A 16038-nucleotide genomic window follows, 5' to 3' on the forward strand; every position below is an offset into this window, starting at 1 on the left:
ACGTATTCACAGCGTGTTTCGGAACGGCCTCCGTGCTCGCTCCTGCACAAAAATCTCAGTCTGAGCAAAAAGTGGGGGCACACCGGGGCATTTCAAGCCCCGGAGTATAGGCAAGATCAGTCTTCGAGGAGGAAGTGCGCCCTGGCAGTCGCAATGGGTTGCGAGCGGGATTTCTGCCAGGCGCTGACCATCACGTTGGCAACGCGGTTGCCCTGGCGGGTCAGACGGCATTCGGCGTAGGTTTCCCGGTTGAGGCCGGCGCGGAGATAATCCAGGGAAAAATCGACGATACGGGGCATGCGCAGACTTTCCTGGGACATGATCAGGTAGATGTTGGCGGACATCTCCATGAAGCCACCGATCACGCCCCCGTGGATGGCCGGCAGGATGGGATTACCCAGGTTGGAGTCTTTGCAGGGCAGACGGAAAATCAGGTCGTCTCCAAACTGCTCACACTGAAGACCAATCCAGGTGGCATAGGGAATGCTGCTGAGCATGCGGCTGAAGTCACCGGTCTCCTGGGTGTAACGCAGGATTTCAGGATCGGTCATTCTTCACCCCCGGTAATCAGGTCCCGGTAATGTTTCGGGCTGGCATCCTTCCCGATACGCATGAAGGTGGCCACGCAGTTGGCGATGGTTTCACCGCCTTCCTGGAACGCCTCACAGCGGGTAAAAATAATGTTCCGGGTTACCCGGTAGGTTTCAGCCCGGGCATAAACCGGCTTGCGGGGCTGGGCCGGGCGCATGTAGTCCACGCGCAGGTCCAGCGTCGGGCAGAGTTCAAAATCTTCCAGGGCACAAAGGATCACGCACCCTGACGTGGTATCCATCAGTGTGGTGATGGCCCCACCGTGAATCACCCCGGTGTCCGGGTTACCGATAATGCGGTCACTGTAGGGCAGGCACAGTGTCAGGCTGCCTTTTGTGGCCTCGGTAACCGACAGACCAAGCTCGTTGGCCTGGTTGAGGGTGGCTATAAAACGGCTAACCCGTTTCCGTCGGATATCATCGTTCATTCAGATTCAACCTGTGGATCAGCTTTTAGGTTTTGGGCTGTTTTCCGCCTTGCCGGGCAGCGGCTCCTCGAAGACCTTCCCTGCCCTCAATGCTTCCAGTGCCGTCGAACAGAACTCGCGTCGATAGAGAACGACAACAACCAGCGTGGACGCCGCCATGAAGACAATCGGGTGAATAAACCAGCCTACCACGGCAAGTGCGTAATAGTAGGACCGCAGCCCAAGGTTAAAGGCATCGCCGGCAAGATTGCAGATGTTGCCGGCACTTCGTGCAAACGCCTCCCTGCCAGCGGGGCTGGTTTTGGTGTCGTCTGGCGGAGGGGCACTGCCCACCATCACCGACACAAAGTTGTACATCCGCATGGACCAGGTGAATTTGAAAAAGGCGTAGATAAAGACCACCAACAGCACCACCATGCGAAGTTCCCAGATTTCCCGGGTCGGCAATGTGCCGAAGGGCATGGTACTGAATACTTCCATGACTTCCTGGGTGTAGCCGAGGGCGGTGATAATACCCGCGAGAATCAGCAGGCAGCTGGAGGCGAAAAACGCACCGTTGCGCTCCAGGTTTCCGACCACAGACGCATCGGCAATCCGGTTTTCCCGCCGCAACATGACGCGCATCCAGTCCTCCCGGTAAAGGTCGAGGGTGTTGGACAGGCAGGGACGGTCCGCGGCACGGCGTTTCGAGTATTCGGTATAACCCAGCCAGCAGACGAGGAACCAGAGCAAAGCGATCAGTTCGAGTAAATTACTCATGGGTTGCCTTGGGTGCGAAGTTGGTGAAACAGAGCGGGAACAGACGCTTATGATACGCCAAGGGCCTGCTCGTCACCACCGCCGGGCAGGTTGCGGTAATCCACTGATGGCCGATCATGTGCTATAAACTGCCCATTCAGGAAGCGGGCAACTGTTTTGAACGAACCCGACATCGCATCATCCAAAAGGGAGCTTACTGTGAACCTGTCTGCCATCAAAAACAGCCTGGTAGCCATTGCGCTGGCACTGACACTCAGCGGCTGCTCGGTCAATCCGGTTACCGGGGAAAATCAGCTTTCGCTGATCGGTGAAAGCCAGGAGCTCGCCATGGGCGCCGAGCAGTACGTGCCCACCCAGCAAACCCAGGGCGGTCGGTTTTATGTGGACCCGGAGCTGACGCTCTATGTGAGCGAGGTTGGCCAGAAAATGGCCAGGGTCAGTGACAGACCGGACCTGCCCTACGAATTCGTGGTTCTGAACAGCAGTGTGCCCAATGCCTGGGCCCTTCCCGGAGGCAAGATCGCCATTAACCGTGGCCTGCTGACAGAGCTTGACGACGAGGCTCAACTTGCCTCGGTTCTGGGGCACGAGATTGTTCATGCGGCAGCCCGGCACAGTGTTCAGCGCATGCAGCAGGGAATGCTGATTAGCGCCGGCGTTGCCGGACTTGGTTTTGCCCTGTCTGACAACGAATGGGCCGGTCTGATCATGGGTGGTGCTGCCCTTGGGGCGCAACTTGCGCTGGCGCAATACAGCCAGGGCGATGAACTCGAATCCGACCACTACGGCATTATCTACATGAAAGAAGCCGGCTATGACCCACAGGCGGCGGTAGAGCTTCAGGAGCTGTTTCTGAAACTATCCGAAGGGCGTCAGTCCAGTTTCATTGATGGCCTGTTCGCGACCCATCCGCCCTCAGCGAGACGCGTGCAGGAGAACCGCGAATTGGTGCAGAAGGTTGGCGCGGGCGGCTACCGCGGTGAGGACGTCTATGAACGCAAGATGGCCAAACTCCGTTCGCTGCAACCGGCTTACGATGCCCATGACAAGGCCATGGAGCTGGCCTCCAAAGGCGAGATGAAGCCCGCGCTGGACAAGATCAACGAAGCCATCCGTCTGCTGCCACGGGAAGCCATGTTCTATGCCCTTCGCGGCCGCATTTATCAGGACCAGAAGGAAACAGAGAAGGCCGCGGCCGACTTTGAAAAGGCGGTGGAGCTCTACCCCGAGATGTTCAAGTATCGCCTGTACAATGGCCTGAATGCTCTGAGGCTCAACAATCTGGACAAGGCCAGGGAGAATCTGACCAAAGCCAATGAAACCGTCCCCACTTCCATTGCCTTCCTGCGACTGGGCGATGTTGCGGTAAAACAGAATAACCGGAATGAAGCCATTGCCTATTACAGCAAGGCCGCCGAAGCCGGTGGGGACGTAGCTGAAGAGGCCAAACGTAAACTGGCGGCACTCACGCAATAATTGCCGCCGGAATCGTTGACTTTAGAAGGCCGGTGTCCCGAGGGATTCCGGCCTTTTTATTGCCCGGGATCAAGATTGCCGGTCTGACGCACATCTTCTGTCATCGCCTCCATTGACTTTTAGAGCAATAACTCTAAAAATCAGATGACATCAACAACGATTGGATGACGGACATGCTAGCGAAACGTATCCAGCCCATGGTCTTCCAGGCGCGCCGACTGTACGTGGAACTGATGTTCCAGGTGATGGGGCGAGCCCTGCAGGCTGTGAGCGAGGTGGACGAGAAGGTTCAGAACGAAGCCCGGGCACTACCTGACGGTTTCCTGTTTGAGATGATGGTGATGCCGGATGGCTCAAAGCTGATCGTCGAGCATACCGGCCAGGGGCGTTTCCGTTACCACGGTGACAAGGCCCCACGGCCGATCGACCTGTCGATTCAGTTCAAGCACATCGCCCACGCTTTCCTGGTGCTGTCTTTCCAGGAAAAAACATCAGTGGCTTTCGCCAATGACCGCATGCTGGTGGATGGCGACATCAGCTATGCCGTGCGGATGACGCGGGTACTGAACCGGCTTGAGTCCTTCATCCTGCCGAAAATGGTCGCCGAGCGCGCCGTGAAGGAATACCCGGCCGACCTCCACCTGCCGGAAAAGCTGATCAGCGCCGCGCGCATTTACCTGAAAGTTGCCACCAATTTCGTTGAGACAGTGAGAGCGTGATGACCAATAAATACTATGAGTTCTTCTGCCCGGTAAAAGTCATTGCCGGCAAGGCCGCCCTTGAACACATCCCTTACGAGCTGACCGGAATGGCTGCCAAACGGCCAATGATCGTAACCGACAAGGGCGTGCGGGCTGCGGGCCTCCTGGAACCCGTGATCGCAGCTTGCGAGGAAAGCGGGCTGGAAATAACCACCATCTATGATGACGTTCCGCCTGACTCCTCGACCACGGTGGTACGCGATATCGCCGGCATCTATCGTCAGGAAAAGTGCGACTCCATCATCGCCGTGGGCGGCGGTTCGGCGATCGATACCGGCAAGGCCGTCAACATCCTGGTTTCCGAGGGTGGTGACGATATCGCCAAGTACAGCGGTGCCGGTGTGCTCAAGCATCCGCTCAAGCCCTTCTTCGTGGTGCCGACAACAGCCGGGACCGGTTCGGAAGTTACATCGGTTGCGGTCATCACCGATGAAGCCAAGGGCGTCAAGCTGCCCTTCACGTCGTCGTTCCTGCTGCCAAACGCGGCCATCATTGACCCGCGCATGACCCTCACCCTGCCGCCGCACATTACTGCCGCGACAGCCATGGACGCCATGACCCACGCAACCGAAGCGTTCACCTGCATGGCGAAAAACCCATTGAGTGACGCCTACGCGACCGCGGCTATCAAGAAAATCAGCCAGTCACTCCTTCAGGTCATGGACAACCCGAAAGACAGCGACGGACGACTGGAGCTGGCGCAAGCCTCGACCATGGCGGGCATCGCCTTCTCCAACTCCATGGTGGGTCTGGTGCATGCCCTGGGGCACGCCACCGGCGCCGTCTGCCACCTGCCCCACGGCCTCTGCATGAGTCTTTACCTGCCCTACGCCCTGGAGTACAACCTTGAAACCATCCGGGAACCCCTGGGTGAACTTTTGCTGTATCTCGAGGGCCCCGAAGTCTTTGCAGCAACACCGGCAAGCCGCCGGGCAGAGGCCAGTATTTCCGCGATCCGGAAGTTGCGGGATGCTTTGTACAAGCGCTGCCAGCTGCCCCGGACACTCAAGGAAACCGGTAAGGTAACCGAGGCACAGCTGGACCACATCGCTGAAATGGCGTTGGATGATGGTTCCATAATGTTTAATCCGAAGGAAGTAACGCTGGAGGATGCCCGCTCAGTTCTGCGCCGCGCCTGGGCGTGACTGTTTCGCCGGGGGCCCTGCCTGGCCCCCGGCGTTTGCCTTGTGTGAAGATAGAATTCACATCATTGAAATTGATCAAGCAAGAGAGGAGAATTAGCCAATTCTGGCAGGGATGATAGCCGGGTTCATTATCCACCTACAGTACTGTTCCGTAGAGAGCCCCACCACATGCAAAACCGATATCCCCGCCCTGTTGATGCCACTCTTGGCGTCCTTCTTCTTGTACTGACTGCACTTTCCTCGCCAGTTTTTGCCTCACAGGATGCCTCTGGCGAACAAAAGGTTTTCCGCTTCAATATTTCCCCCAATGGTTACCCACCCTATCTCATCGGTGACCAGAGCCAACCATCAGGAATCATGTGGGATGTGGTGTCCGAGGTAGCCCAGAGGCTTGGATACCGGGTAATCGCTGAGCAAATCCCCCGTAAACGTGTAGATCAGATGCTGCTTGATGGATACATCGATGCCACACCAAGGGCTCAAGAGTGGGCGGACGACCCGGAGAAATTCCTGTTTACCGATGCGATAGTCGACATCGAGGAAGTGTTTTTTGTACCAGCACAATCCAGCTTTTACTACGAGAGCCCGGACGATCTGATCTCCAAAACCATTGTCACCCACCTCGGCTACCGTTATCCGCTGCTTGAGCCCTACTTCGAGGAAGGTCGGATTCGCCGCTTTGATGTTGCCAGAGACAAGGACATGTTCACCTTTGTACTGCACGGTGACCGTTTCGACGCCGCGGTCGCTGACCGGCTCGTCGGAAAGTGGATTCTCAGAAACGAGGGTCTGCGGCAGCATTTCGACATCAGCAGCGAAGGCATCAGCAATTACGGGTTCCGACTGATGCTGCGTAAAGACTGGCAGCCCTTTGCCAGCCAGTTCAACGAAGAACTGGCGAAGATGAAGGCGAATGGCGAGCTGGATGCCATTCTCGCCAACTACCGCTGAAGCCGCCCGGTGCTACTCAAGGCGTCGCAACAACAGCATCGGCGATACACTCAACACCGGCCGTAGCTGCCAGCGGCCGAACAGGGCAAGAACAACGGCGCTTACGATTGGAATCGGCAGCACCACGTGCCAGTGCCACTGGAACGTGCCCTCGAACATCCTGAATTGAAGCGCCCAGACTGCCGCTTCGGCGGCAACCACTCCAAGCACACCCGCAAAACCACCCAGCAACGCAAATTCGAGCATGGTGCTGCGAACCAGCAACCTCTGGCGCCCGCCAAGTGTTCGCAGCAGCGCGCCTTCCCGCTGTCGATCCTGAAGCGTCGCACTGACGACTGCAGCCATCACCACCAGCGCGGCGGCAAGGATCAACGCCAGAATGGCTTCAATCGCCTGGGTTACCTGACGGACGATCTCCTGGATCCGCTCGATCACATGATCAATTTCCAGAACGGAAACCGTCGGGAACTGCCGGGAAAATTCGTTCAGGGCATCTTTCTTGTCCTTGGGCAGGTAAAAACTGGTAATCCAGGTCGCGGGCATCTCGGTGAGCCCGCCCTCCGGCGGGAACGCCATGTAGAAATTGGGCTTCATGCTGTCCCACTGGACCGTCCGAATACTGGTGACGGCTTCTGTCACCTTTTCCGAGCCAATGGTGAACGTCAGTTCGTCGCCCAGTGACAGTCCCAGCTTTCCGGCCAGCTCCGCTTCCACCGAGACACCTTCCTTCTGGTTTTCACCAAACCAGGCGCCCTCGACTATCTCGTTGTCGTCCGGCAAGGCCGACATCCAGGTCAGGTTCAGTTCACGGTTGAGAGCATTAACATTCTCATCCTTGCTGACCGTTTCCTTGACTGGCTGACCATTGAGTTCGGTCAAGCGTCCTCGAACCATCGGGTAAAGTTTGTCCAGTGGCTGGCCACGCTCCTGCCAGAACGAATCGACGTCCTCGACCGCTTCCGGTGCAATATTGATCAGGAAATGATTGGGCGCGTCATCCGGCAACTGGGCCTGCCAGTCTGTCAACAAAGAGGTACGCACCAATATCAGCGTGGCCGCCAGCATCAACGTCATCGCAAATACGGCAATCTGGGAAAGACTGGCCCGGCGATGCCGGTACAGCCCCACCAGGGCCAAACGCCAGGCGTTACCACCGCCGCGAACCTTGCGCAGTGTTGCAACCAACAGCCAACCCACCAGGCCAAGTGCCCCGAGCAGCAACGCAAGCCCCCCCAGAAGGGAAACCACCAGGGCAAGTTCGCCCGCATACATCCACACAAGCCCGAAAACCGCCACAATGGCAATTATCATATCCGGCAGGGCCTCGCGCCCGGTTTCACCGGGCTGGCTGCGCAGTACACGCATCGCCGGAACATTGCGAAGCCTGCGAACGGGAGGATAGGCAAACGCAAACAGAGAGACCAGTGCCGTCAGCAAGGCGGGCACCAATGCAGACGGATCGAGCTGAAATTCCACCGGGCGCTCAAGCACCTGGCTCAGCATGTGAATCAGCAACCAGTACAGCGGCATCGCGACCAGCAGTCCGCCCACGATCCCGGTGACACCCCAGAGCGCGAGGCGCTTGAGGTACAGACCGCCAATACCCGCACCGCTGAGCCCCAGCGTTTTCAGAAGTGCCACGGTATCGCGCTGGGAAAGGGCATACTGACGACTCGCCACAGCCACGGCCACGGCGGCAAGCAGGACTGCAAGACTGCCACCCAACAGCAGGAATCGCTCGGCTCGCTCGAGTGAGCGCGAGAAGGTCTCGCCATCCCGGACACCCGCCCATTCATGACTGGGTTCGAGTCTGGGTTCCAACCATTGGTAGTACGATTCCAGCGCAGCTTCATCACCGGCAAACAGGTAGACGTATTCAACCCGGCTGCCCTCCTGGATGACCCCGGTGGCGGCCACATCATCCACATGCATCATCACGCGGGGGGCCAGTGCCGACAGCCGGAAACCGCCGTCCGGCTCCCGGATGAGCAGGCCGGACACGGTAAGATTCAGATTACCAACTTCAAGCGACTCGCCGACTTCGAGATCCAGCAGCCTGAGCAAGCGCGGGTTGATCCAGACCTCTCCTGGCCCGGGCCCCTGATTTACCAGCTCCCGGGTACCTGTCGGGTTCCGCTGGATTTCGATATCGCCACGAAGCGGATATTCATTGCTCACGGCCTTGACTGACACCAGCTGGAAATTCTCGTCACCGAACACCATGGTGGAGAATTCCACCATTCGACCGGTTTTCAGGCCCTGATCGGCGGCTTCCTGAAGCCAGGCGTCCGGAATCGGTCGGCCATTCTCTGCCTCAAGCTGGCGATCCGCTGCCAGGAACGAGCTGGCTGAAGAAACCAGGGTGCGTTGAAGCTGACTGGCAAACAGGGCAATGGTGGCGACAGTGGCAACGGCGATGATGAGAGCGGCCAGAACGACGCGAACATCCCGTTCCCGCCAGTCCCGGCGAACCGACATGAGTTTTTTTGCAGCAGCCATCAGTGCGCCATCTCCTGGGCTGCTTCCGGTTCGCTCAGAACGCCGGCTTCAATATGGAACTGCCGATTGCAGCGAGCCGCCAGGTGTTCATCGTGGGTTACCATCACCAGCGTTGTGCCCTGCTCCCGGTTCAACGCCATCAAGAGATCAGACACTGCCTGACCGGTGCGGTTATCCAGGTTACCCGTCGGCTCGTCAGCGAACAGGATCAGCGGCTCAGACGCAAATGCCCGCGCGATGGCAACCCGCTGCTGCTCACCACCGGAGAGCTGTCTGGGTGTGTGGGTCAGCCGTTCGCCAAGCCCAACCCGTTCCAGTAGCTCACGGGCCCTCTTCTCCGGCGACGCCATGCCGGCAAGTTCCAGCGGCAACATAACGTTCTCGAGCGCGGTTAGCGCCGGCAAAAGCTGGAAAGACTGGAATACAAAACCAACCCGGTGTGCGCGGAGTTTTGCCCGCTCATCCTCGCTGAGCTTGCTGATCACCGAGCCGTCCAGCTCCACCGTCCCCTCGCTGGGCGTATCAAGACCCGCCAGCAAACCCAACAGGGTGGTTTTACCAGAACCGGAGCGCCCGACAATGGCTACGGATTCTCCCCGATTGATTTCGAGAGTGACCCCTTGCAAGATCGTGAGCGTATCGGTTTCAACACTGACGCGGTGGGTCAGGTTATCTACCCGTAACATTGGGCTCTGGCTATCCGGGTTAACATTGGTCATCTGATTCACGGAATCTCCCGATCCTGGGTCTCGAAAACGGCTTAAAGGTGTATTGGTTGTCTATGCATACGGCATTGGTGTACGTCAGATCAATTCTTTTTCTCGTGTTTGCCGTGCTGGCGCTGCCGGCAGTGGCCAGTCAAAACACGCTGCTCATCGTAGGTGACAGCCTCAGTGCGGCCTATGGAGTGCCCTCCGAAACTGCCTGGGTGCAGTTGCTGAGAAACCGGCTCGAGAGCAAAGGGTTGAGCGACTGGGAAGTGGTCAATGCCAGCATCAGCGGAGAAACCACGGATGGCGGTGCCCGCCGGCTGCCTGATCTCCTTGAGGAGAACGAGCCCGACGTCGTGGTCATTGAATTGGGTGGCAATGATGGCCTTCGCGGCTTCCCCCCCAACGTAATCGAATCCAATCTCGCCTCCATGATCGAAAAGGTGCAGACCTCGGGTGCTCGCGCCGTACTGGTGGGCATGCAGATACCGCCCAACTACGGACAGCGCTACACAGAGATGTTTGCCGAAATCTATCCGAAGCTGTCTGACCGATACGACACCGCGTTGGTTCCCTTTTTCCTCGACGGCATCTACAACCAGGCCGGGTTGATGCAGGACGACGGGATTCACCCGACCGAGGAAGCCCAGGGCAAACTGCTGGAGAATGTCTGGCCGGTGCTCAAACCGATCCTGCAATAAAGATGGTTCAGGTCAATCCCTGGAGGAATGCCAGCGCACGGCGCTCTGACCAATAAAAGCCATCTTTCGAATGCTCGACAAACCCGACGTGGCCGCCCCAACGAGGAGCTTCGAGGCGCACATGAGCGCCCAGCTCCCGCCGGGATTCCGGAAAACAGCGCGCCGACAGAAATGGGTCGTCAGCGGCATTCACCATCAGCGCCGGCACGCGGATATCTCGCATTCGCCCCAATGCTGAACACTGGGCCCAGTAATCCCGGGCATTGCGGAAACCGTGCAGAGGCGCGGTGTAGCGGTCATCAAACTCATGAAAGCTGCGAATGGCATCAAACCCCGAAATATCAATCAGGTCCGGAAACCTCTCCGCCTTTTCCTCCATTTTTACCTTCAGATCCCGGAGAAAGCGCTGCATGTAGATCTTCCTGCTGGGCAACGCCAGCATATCTGCGCTGCCGGCCAGGTCGCAGGGAACCGAATAGGCAACGGCTCCGCAGATCCGGCTATCAACACGCTCGCCCTGTTCGCCCAGATAAAGCAGCGTCAAATTGCCCCCCATGCTGAACCCGGAAAGAAACAGGGTGTCGTAAGCACCTGACAACCCGTGGTTGACCACCAGGCCGAGATCCTCGGTGGCGCCGCTGTGATAGAACCTCGGTTGCCGATTCATAACCCCGCCGCAAGAGCGGAAGTTCCAGGCAAGAACATCCCAGCCTTCCCGAAGCAGGGCGCGAGTTAAACCGAGCACGTAGGGCCGCCTGCTGTGACCTTCCAGACCGTGAGACACGATGGCCAGTCGATCGCTACCCTGCCGGTACCAGTCCAGGTGCAGTTCGTCGTCATCCGGTGTGGCGATCACTTCCGGCTCCGGTTCCACCATCGGGACTTTGCGAAACAGTGTGGGCCAGACAGACTGAACGTGACCGTTGCGCAACCACGGCGGGGGCCGGTAGTGAAGAGTCCTGCTTTCGTACAATTTTTAGCCTTTCATATCAGGGGGTTGACCCCGTAAACCAAAGCGCTTAATATGCGCGCCACTTGATGCTGTTCCCCGATAGCTCAGTTGGTAGAGCAACGGACTGTTAATCCGTTTGTCGCTGGTTCGAGCCCAGCTCGGGGAGCCACTTATTCCGAAATGCCGCTGATTCTTCTGAACCAGCGGCATTTTTCGTTTACGGCCTCAGAAAATCTGCTCGCGCTGCATGAATTCGGTCAGCACCCGGAACAACGTGAACCCATCCTCGGTGCCAATCAGCTCCCGAATGGAATGCATACCGAACTGGGGCACGCCAATATCCAGCGTGGTTACACCCAGGTTCCCCGCCGTCAGGGGCCCAATGGTGCTGCCACAGCCCATATCGCTCCGAACCACAAAGGTCTGGTGAGGCAACCCCAGCTCGTCACTGATGTGCCGGTAAACTGCTGCCGATCGACTGTTGGTGGCGTACCGCTGGTTATGGTTGACCTTGATCACCGGCCCCTGATTGAGAATCGGGCCATGATTCTCATCATGTTTATCCATGTAATTCGGATGAATGCCATGGGCATTGTCCGCCGACACCATCATCGAGTTGGCAATAGCACGAGCCTTGCCAGCGCCGACCCAGCGGTCCAGAACCGCTGTCAGGAACGGCCCTTGTGCACCTTCGGCAGACATACTGCCAACTTCCTCGTGATCGTTGCAGACCAGCAACGCGGCTTCGTCGCCGGAGGTTTTCAGCAGCGACTGGAGGCCAATATAACAACTCAGAAGGTTGTCCAGGCGAGCCGAGGCGATGAAATCATCACGCAATCCGACAAACGAGGCTTCACGGGCATCGTAGAAACTGAGCTCGTACCCCAGGACCTTGCGGACAGTGAGCCCGGTCTCGGACTTGACCTGCTGGGACAGTAGATCCACGAAGCTGGTGGTATCGCTTTCAGGAACCTGCATCAGAACCGGTGGCAGATCGGTCTGTGGGTTAACCGTGCGATTGCTGTTGGCTTCTCGATCAAGATGGATTGCCAGGCTCGGAATGAATGCCACAGGCTTACGGAAATCCACCAGGGTGTCCCGTACCTTGCCGTCTTCATCCAGCACCGTCACCCGACCGGCCAGGGAAAGATCCCGGTCAAACCAGGGATTCAGCAACACACCACCGTAAACTTCGACACCCAACTGAAAGAAGCCCTTGCGGCGGAGCTCAGGGTTCGGCTTGACCTTCAGGCAGGGGCTGTCGGTATGAGCACCCACCATGCGGATTCCCGAGGTGGTGACATCTTTGCTGCCGGTTCGGAAGGCGACAATTGAGGAGCCGTTGCGGACAACGTAATAGCCCTGGTTGCTCACCAGCGACCAGTCTTCCCGCTCATCCAGCTCCTGAAACCCGGCCGCACTCAGCCGTTGTTTCATGGTGTCGACCGCATGCCAGGGTGTGGGGGAAGTGTTCAGAAACTTCAATAAATCTTTGTTAAATTCAGCGTGTTCCATGATGTCCCTGATTAAAAGATAATTGCGCCAACAGTATGGCATGAAGCCGTAAAGCCTCATACTGCGTCAACGGACATTCCCTATAACCGGGTCACAAATCAACCATCACCGGGAGCCCAACGTGCCAGCACCGAGATTTCTCGACATTGAATACTGCCAGACCGACGACGCGCTTTTTCCCACCGCCATGGCCTGGTCGCTGGAAGACGGCCGAATGAAAACCGTGGTCATCGCCCCTTCCGACGACTGGCTCCCGGAAGACGGTGACCTGGGCGATGTCGACCTCCTCTACCTTGAAGAACAGGGCGTGCCCCTGATCGAGCTGGCCCGGGAACTGCACCAGGATCTGCCCGACCAGACCGTCTTCGTGGACGGCCTCGATCCGGACGAGATTCTGGTAGACCTCATTTTCACGGCCGTGGCACAGGAGGCCCCGTTCGAAATCGCACCCATCAGTGAGCTGATCACAGGCCTGGACAGCGAAACCCTGGAAGACCGCCGCCGCCAGCTCCTGTTCGAGGAAAGCCTGGAACCCCAGTTGCCTGAAAATGGCGTCTACGCACTGCTGCTGATGGCGCGGGAAGAGGGCCTGTTCGACGAGGATTGAGAAACAGCAGGAATTGACAGGGGGAAGTGTGACACGGGTCGACGTAACAAACGGTTACACGAGGCAGAATCAGCCCGTATTCGCCCATGTCAGGAAGCCCGATAACAATGAACAAGGTTGTGCGAACGCCCCTCGTCTGTCCGCTTGTCCCTGCCCTGCTCCTCGCATCCCAGGCCGCCCTGGCCCAGGAAACGCCAAGGGCCGACAAACACTACATCGGGCTGCTGGCAACCACCTACAACCACCGCACCATCGGTGAAAACACCAAGGAAACCGCCTGGGGCACAGGCGGAACACTGGTGGTGGGTGGCCACATAACCGATCTGTTTCACGCCGAGCTGCGGGCCGGTGGCGGCTTCAAAGACGCCGAGGTACCGGACAGTGACCTGACGCTGAGCGTTGACTACTACGCCAGCTGGTACATGGGCCTGCACTACCCGATCACCGACTATGCAAACCTCTACGGCCAGTTCGGCTTTTCCTATATCCACGGCGAAGGCGAGATCAGCGATCCCGCAAATGATCGCAACAACCCCTACCTGGATCTCGAAGGCGAGTTCCCGGACAGCGGCTTCTCCATCAGCTGGATTGCAGGGCTTGATTTCGAAGTGATGGACGATACGTTTCTGGTCTTCGAAGGCGGAAAGCTTTTCGAAGACACAGGAACGGATGTGAACACCTTCCAGTTTTCCGGCGGACTGCGCTACGAGTTCTGAACGGCCGGCCGGATCTCGTGTTGCTGATCCGACCCGCTACCAGATCGCCATTAAGCCTTGTGGCGAATATGCCAGCACCGGTGAATCCGGGCGTTGCGTTGAAAATCCTTGTCCAGGGTATCCCGCGTCACTTCAGCAACCTCGAACTCGCTTTCCAGTGTCTCGTCCAGCTTGAAGCGTCGGAAATTGTTGGAAAAGATCAGCAACCCGTCGGAACTCAACCTTGCCATGGCCTGCCTAACCAGCGTGGGATGATCCTTCTGGATATCCAGAACGCCGGCCATACGGGCAGAGTTGCTAAAGGTCGGCGGATCCATGAAAATCAGGTCAAACCGTTGGTCCGCCGTTTTCCGGTCTGCCAGCCAGGCCAGGCAGTCTGCCTGCTCTACCCGATGCTTCTTGGGGTCGGCTCCGTTCAGCGCAAGATTCTCCTCGGCCCAGCCGACATACGTCTTTGACATATCCAGACTGAGCGAGCGGCTGGCGCCTCCAACAACAGCGTGAACAGTGGCCGCGCCGGTATAACAGAACAGGTTCAGGAATCGCTGGTTTGCCGAGTGCTGCTGAATCCAGTGCCGCACCGGTCGATGATCCAGAAACAGACCCGTGTCCAGATAATCCTTGAGGTTCACCTTCAACACGCAGCCGTGTTCGTGAACCCTGAAAAACTCGCCACTGACTGCCTGCTTCTCGTACTGATTGGTGCCGGTTTGCCGCTGGCGCTGCTTGCACACCATATCCTCCGGCTCCACTCCCAGTGCTTCGGGAATGACTGCAAGGGCCTCCGCCAGGCGTTCTCGAGCAGCACGCTCATCCACCGATTTCGGGGCCGCATACTCCTGCACGTGCACCCGCCCCTCATAGATATCGATCGCCAACGCAAACTCCGGCATATCGGCATCGTAGAGGCGGTAGCAACCAATGCCCTGCTTTCTTGCCCACTGCCCAATGGTCTTCAGGTTCTTCTTGAGGCGATTGCGCAACATGGCCGCGCGTTCCTCATTGGCAATCCGAGGGGTGACCTCACCGGGAATATCCGGGGTCCTCGGTGTCACGGCGCTCACTTCATTTATCTCGAACAGCAGCAACTGGGCGGGCAGCTTGCCGTTGAAAAGCCGGTATTGTTTGTAACTTCTCAATCCGATGGACTTGCCGAATTCCGGGGCTCCGGTAAATACACCGAGGCGCCAGCCTGGAACGCAGCGTTTAACCGCGTCGCCCAGGGCCTGGTACAAGCCGCCCAGCTCCCTGCGCTCACTCAACCGCTCACCGTACGGGGGATTGGTGAGGACCAGCCCCTGATCAGACCAGTCGCCTTCCAGTGCCAGGGCATCGACTGCGCGAGCCTCAACGTGCACAACATTCTCCAGACCTGCCCTCTGGATGTTTTTCCAGGCGGTCCCGATGACCCGGCTGTCCTGGTCAAAGCCCGCCATTCTCGGGATCCGCCCTTGCTTGCCCTCGTGGGCGCGACGCTCCGCCTCCTGGCGCAGCGATAACCAGAGCTCCGGCTGATGGCCCGGCCACTTCTCGAAACCGAACCGTTCCTGCTTGCGGCCGGGCGCCATATCCAGCGCCATCATGGCAGCTTCAGCCACAAGGGTGCCTGAACCGCACATCGGGTCCACGAAATCGCCGCCGGCGGCGGCAATCTCCGACCAGCCCGCTCGCATCAGCAATGCCGCGGCCAGGTTTTCCTTCAGGGGTGCCAGGCCCTGATCGGTACGATAGCCGCGCATGTGCAGACTGTGCCCGCTCAGATCAATGCCCAGGGACAAGCGGCCACGATTGAGTCGCGCGGAGACAATGACATCCGGGTTCTTGGCATCCACTGAAGGCCGCGGTCCGCCATTGGCCTGAAACCGGTCCACAATGCCGTCCTTGACCCTTTGAGCGCCATATTGCGTATTGCGGATGGCCTCGTTCTGACCGAGGAACGTAACGCGGAAACTGCCATGCACAGGAATGTGCTGCTGCCAGTCCATGTGAACAACGCCATCATAGAGCTGATCGCCGCTGTTGGCGTCCACTTCATCAATGTGAAGGATCACCCGGTTGGCGAGACGCGACCATAGACAGGCGCGATAACCACCCTCCAGAGAACCCTCCACCCAGACCCCGGCCGGGGCATTGCGTACGGTATCCAGACCAAAGGTGCTGAGCTCGTCCGCCAGTAGGTATTCCACCCCCTTCGGGCAGGTTACGAAAAATACAGATTTGGACAAGTT

General features: G+C 58.2%; 16 protein-coding genes and 1 tRNA gene. 8 read left to right on the top strand and 9 right to left on the bottom strand.

Translation table 11 applies throughout. The annotated features are described in order from the left end of the window. Positions 1 to 116 precede the first annotated feature (116 nt). From MDHKLMBL_RS15580 to MDHKLMBL_RS21290, 4 genes are read right to left on the bottom strand one after another with little or no spacing between them, the layout of a single operon-like run. Entirely contained in the window at positions 117 to 551 is a 435-nt protein-coding gene (locus MDHKLMBL_RS15580) for a PaaI family thioesterase (protein ID WP_008172009.1), read from the bottom strand. Further along, positions 548 to 1018 carry a PaaI family thioesterase gene (locus tag MDHKLMBL_RS15585; protein ID WP_008172010.1) on the bottom strand — a complete coding sequence of 157 codons (471 nt, stop codon included), beginning with the start codon at positions 1016 to 1018 and terminating at the stop codon, positions 548 to 550. The genes MDHKLMBL_RS15580 and MDHKLMBL_RS15585 overlap by 4 nt, the downstream gene beginning before the upstream one ends. Positions 1019 to 1036: 18 nt before the next feature. Continuing rightward, positions 1037 to 1777 carry a DUF599 domain-containing protein gene (locus MDHKLMBL_RS15590; protein WP_008172012.1) on the bottom strand — a complete coding sequence of 247 codons (741 nt, stop codon included), beginning with the start codon at positions 1775 to 1777 and terminating at the stop codon, positions 1037 to 1039. Between the two features lie 47 nt (positions 1778 to 1824). After that, positions 1825 to 1950 carry a hypothetical protein gene (locus MDHKLMBL_RS21290; protein WP_008172013.1) on the bottom strand — a complete coding sequence of 42 codons (126 nt, stop codon included), beginning with the start codon at positions 1948 to 1950 and terminating at the stop codon, positions 1825 to 1827. A 25-nt stretch (positions 1951 to 1975) separates the two neighbouring features. Here MDHKLMBL_RS21290 and MDHKLMBL_RS15595 point away from each other — a divergent pair, with 25 nt between their 5' ends. The 4 genes from MDHKLMBL_RS15595 to MDHKLMBL_RS15610 all read left to right on the top strand — a co-directional run bounded on the left by MDHKLMBL_RS15595 (position 1976) and on the right by MDHKLMBL_RS15610 (position 6110). Further along, on the top strand, positions 1976 to 3253 hold the full coding sequence (locus MDHKLMBL_RS15595) for a M48 family metalloprotease (RefSeq protein ID WP_104271489.1): 1278 nt from the start codon (positions 1976 to 1978) through the stop codon (positions 3251 to 3253). Between the two features lie 173 nt (positions 3254 to 3426). After that, positions 3427 to 3972, top strand: a complete 546-nt coding sequence (locus MDHKLMBL_RS15600) for a hypothetical protein (protein WP_008172020.1) — start codon at positions 3427 to 3429, stop codon at positions 3970 to 3972. Then, on the top strand, positions 3972 to 5159 hold the full coding sequence (locus MDHKLMBL_RS15605; RefSeq protein ID WP_014576813.1) for an iron-containing alcohol dehydrogenase: 1188 nt from the start codon (positions 3972 to 3974) through the stop codon (positions 5157 to 5159). The genes MDHKLMBL_RS15600 and MDHKLMBL_RS15605 overlap by 1 nt, the downstream gene beginning before the upstream one ends. Before the next feature lie 168 nt (positions 5160 to 5327). Next, positions 5328 to 6110, top strand: a complete 783-nt coding sequence (locus MDHKLMBL_RS15610; RefSeq protein ID WP_104271391.1) for a substrate-binding periplasmic protein — start codon at positions 5328 to 5330, stop codon at positions 6108 to 6110. 12 nt (positions 6111 to 6122) lie between these two features. Here MDHKLMBL_RS15610 and MDHKLMBL_RS15615 read toward each other — a convergent pair whose 3' ends face one another. Continuing rightward, positions 6123 to 8609, bottom strand: a complete 2487-nt coding sequence (locus MDHKLMBL_RS15615; protein ID WP_053114962.1) for an ABC transporter permease — start codon at positions 8607 to 8609, stop codon at positions 6123 to 6125. Then, a complete protein-coding gene (locus MDHKLMBL_RS15620; RefSeq protein WP_008172027.1) occupies positions 8609 to 9328 on the bottom strand; it encodes an ABC transporter ATP-binding protein in 720 nt (239 codons plus the stop codon). Before MDHKLMBL_RS15620 ends, MDHKLMBL_RS15615 begins: the two co-directional genes overlap by 1 nt. Before the next feature lie 62 nt (positions 9329 to 9390). On the opposite strand from MDHKLMBL_RS15620, the gene MDHKLMBL_RS15625 reads away from it, so the two are divergent. Continuing rightward, positions 9391 to 10020 (top strand): arylesterase, encoded by a 630-nt coding sequence (locus MDHKLMBL_RS15625; protein ID WP_008172029.1) that lies wholly within the window; start codon positions 9391 to 9393, stop codon positions 10018 to 10020. A gap of 7 nt (positions 10021 to 10027) precedes the next feature. Here the strand turns inward: MDHKLMBL_RS15625 and MDHKLMBL_RS15630 are convergent, their stop codons facing one another. Then, on the bottom strand, positions 10028 to 10897 hold the full coding sequence (locus MDHKLMBL_RS15630) for a YheT family hydrolase (RefSeq protein WP_227507749.1): 870 nt from the start codon (positions 10895 to 10897) through the stop codon (positions 10028 to 10030). Positions 10898 to 11065: 168 nt separating this feature from the next. Between MDHKLMBL_RS15630 and MDHKLMBL_RS15635 the strand changes: the two genes are divergently transcribed. Further along, positions 11066 to 11141, top strand: a tRNA-Asn gene (locus MDHKLMBL_RS15635). Between the two features lie 56 nt (positions 11142 to 11197). On the opposite strand, the gene MDHKLMBL_RS15640 is transcribed toward MDHKLMBL_RS15635, so the two are convergent. Further along, complete coding sequence (locus MDHKLMBL_RS15640; RefSeq protein WP_092031804.1) at positions 11198 to 12487, bottom strand: M18 family aminopeptidase; 1290 nt, start codon at positions 12485 to 12487, stop codon at positions 11198 to 11200. A gap of 121 nt (positions 12488 to 12608) precedes the next feature. Between MDHKLMBL_RS15640 and MDHKLMBL_RS15645 the strand changes: the two genes are divergently transcribed. Further along, entirely contained in the window at positions 12609 to 13094 is a 486-nt protein-coding gene (locus MDHKLMBL_RS15645; protein WP_014576806.1) for a hypothetical protein, read from the top strand. A 107-nt stretch (positions 13095 to 13201) separates the two neighbouring features. Beyond that, positions 13202 to 13810, top strand: a complete 609-nt coding sequence (locus MDHKLMBL_RS15650; protein ID WP_014576805.1) for an outer membrane beta-barrel protein — start codon at positions 13202 to 13204, stop codon at positions 13808 to 13810. Positions 13811 to 13860: 50 nt separating this feature from the next. On the opposite strand, the gene rlmKL is transcribed toward MDHKLMBL_RS15650, so the two are convergent. Beyond that, complete coding sequence (gene rlmKL, locus MDHKLMBL_RS15655; RefSeq protein WP_104271393.1) at positions 13861 to 16035, bottom strand: bifunctional 23S rRNA (guanine(2069)-N(7))-methyltransferase RlmK/23S rRNA (guanine(2445)-N(2))-methyltransferase RlmL; 2175 nt, start codon at positions 16033 to 16035, stop codon at positions 13861 to 13863. Positions 16036 to 16038 lie beyond the last annotated feature (3 nt).

The sequence above is a fragment of the Marinobacter flavimaris genome, assembly GCF_002933295.1.
Taxonomy (GTDB): Bacteria; Pseudomonadota; Gammaproteobacteria; order Pseudomonadales; family Oleiphilaceae; genus Marinobacter; species Marinobacter flavimaris.

Coding starts and splice junctions, on each gene's coding strand:
- MDHKLMBL_RS15580 (WP_008172009.1), bottom strand. CDS start 551: ATGACCGATCCTGAAATCCTGCGTTACACCCAGGAGACCGGTGACTTC.
- MDHKLMBL_RS15625 (WP_008172029.1), top strand. CDS start 9,391: ATGCATACGGCATTGGTGTACGTCAGATCAATTCTTTTTCTCGTGTTT.
- MDHKLMBL_RS15600 (WP_008172020.1), top strand. CDS start 3,427: ATGCTAGCGAAACGTATCCAGCCCATGGTCTTCCAGGCGCGCCGACTG.
- MDHKLMBL_RS15605 (WP_014576813.1), top strand. CDS start 3,972: ATGACCAATAAATACTATGAGTTCTTCTGCCCGGTAAAAGTCATTGCC.
- MDHKLMBL_RS15585 (WP_008172010.1), bottom strand. CDS start 1,018: ATGAACGATGATATCCGACGGAAACGGGTTAGCCGTTTTATAGCCACC.
- MDHKLMBL_RS15650 (WP_014576805.1), top strand. CDS start 13,202: ATGAACAAGGTTGTGCGAACGCCCCTCGTCTGTCCGCTTGTCCCTGCC.
- MDHKLMBL_RS15615 (WP_053114962.1), bottom strand. CDS start 8,609: ATGGCTGCTGCAAAAAAACTCATGTCGGTTCGCCGGGACTGGCGGGAA.
- MDHKLMBL_RS15610 (WP_104271391.1), top strand. CDS start 5,328: ATGCAAAACCGATATCCCCGCCCTGTTGATGCCACTCTTGGCGTCCTT.
- MDHKLMBL_RS15640 (WP_092031804.1), bottom strand. CDS start 12,487: ATGGAACACGCTGAATTTAACAAAGATTTATTGAAGTTTCTGAACACT.
- MDHKLMBL_RS15630 (WP_227507749.1), bottom strand. CDS start 10,897: ATGGTGGAACCGGAGCCGGAAGTGATCGCCACACCGGATGACGACGAA.
- MDHKLMBL_RS21290 (WP_008172013.1), bottom strand. CDS start 1,950: ATGTCGGGTTCGTTCAAAACAGTTGCCCGCTTCCTGAATGGGCAGTTT.
- MDHKLMBL_RS15590 (WP_008172012.1), bottom strand. CDS start 1,777: ATGAGTAATTTACTCGAACTGATCGCTTTGCTCTGGTTCCTCGTCTGC.
- MDHKLMBL_RS15620 (WP_008172027.1), bottom strand. CDS start 9,328: ATGACCAATGTTAACCCGGATAGCCAGAGCCCAATGTTACGGGTAGAT.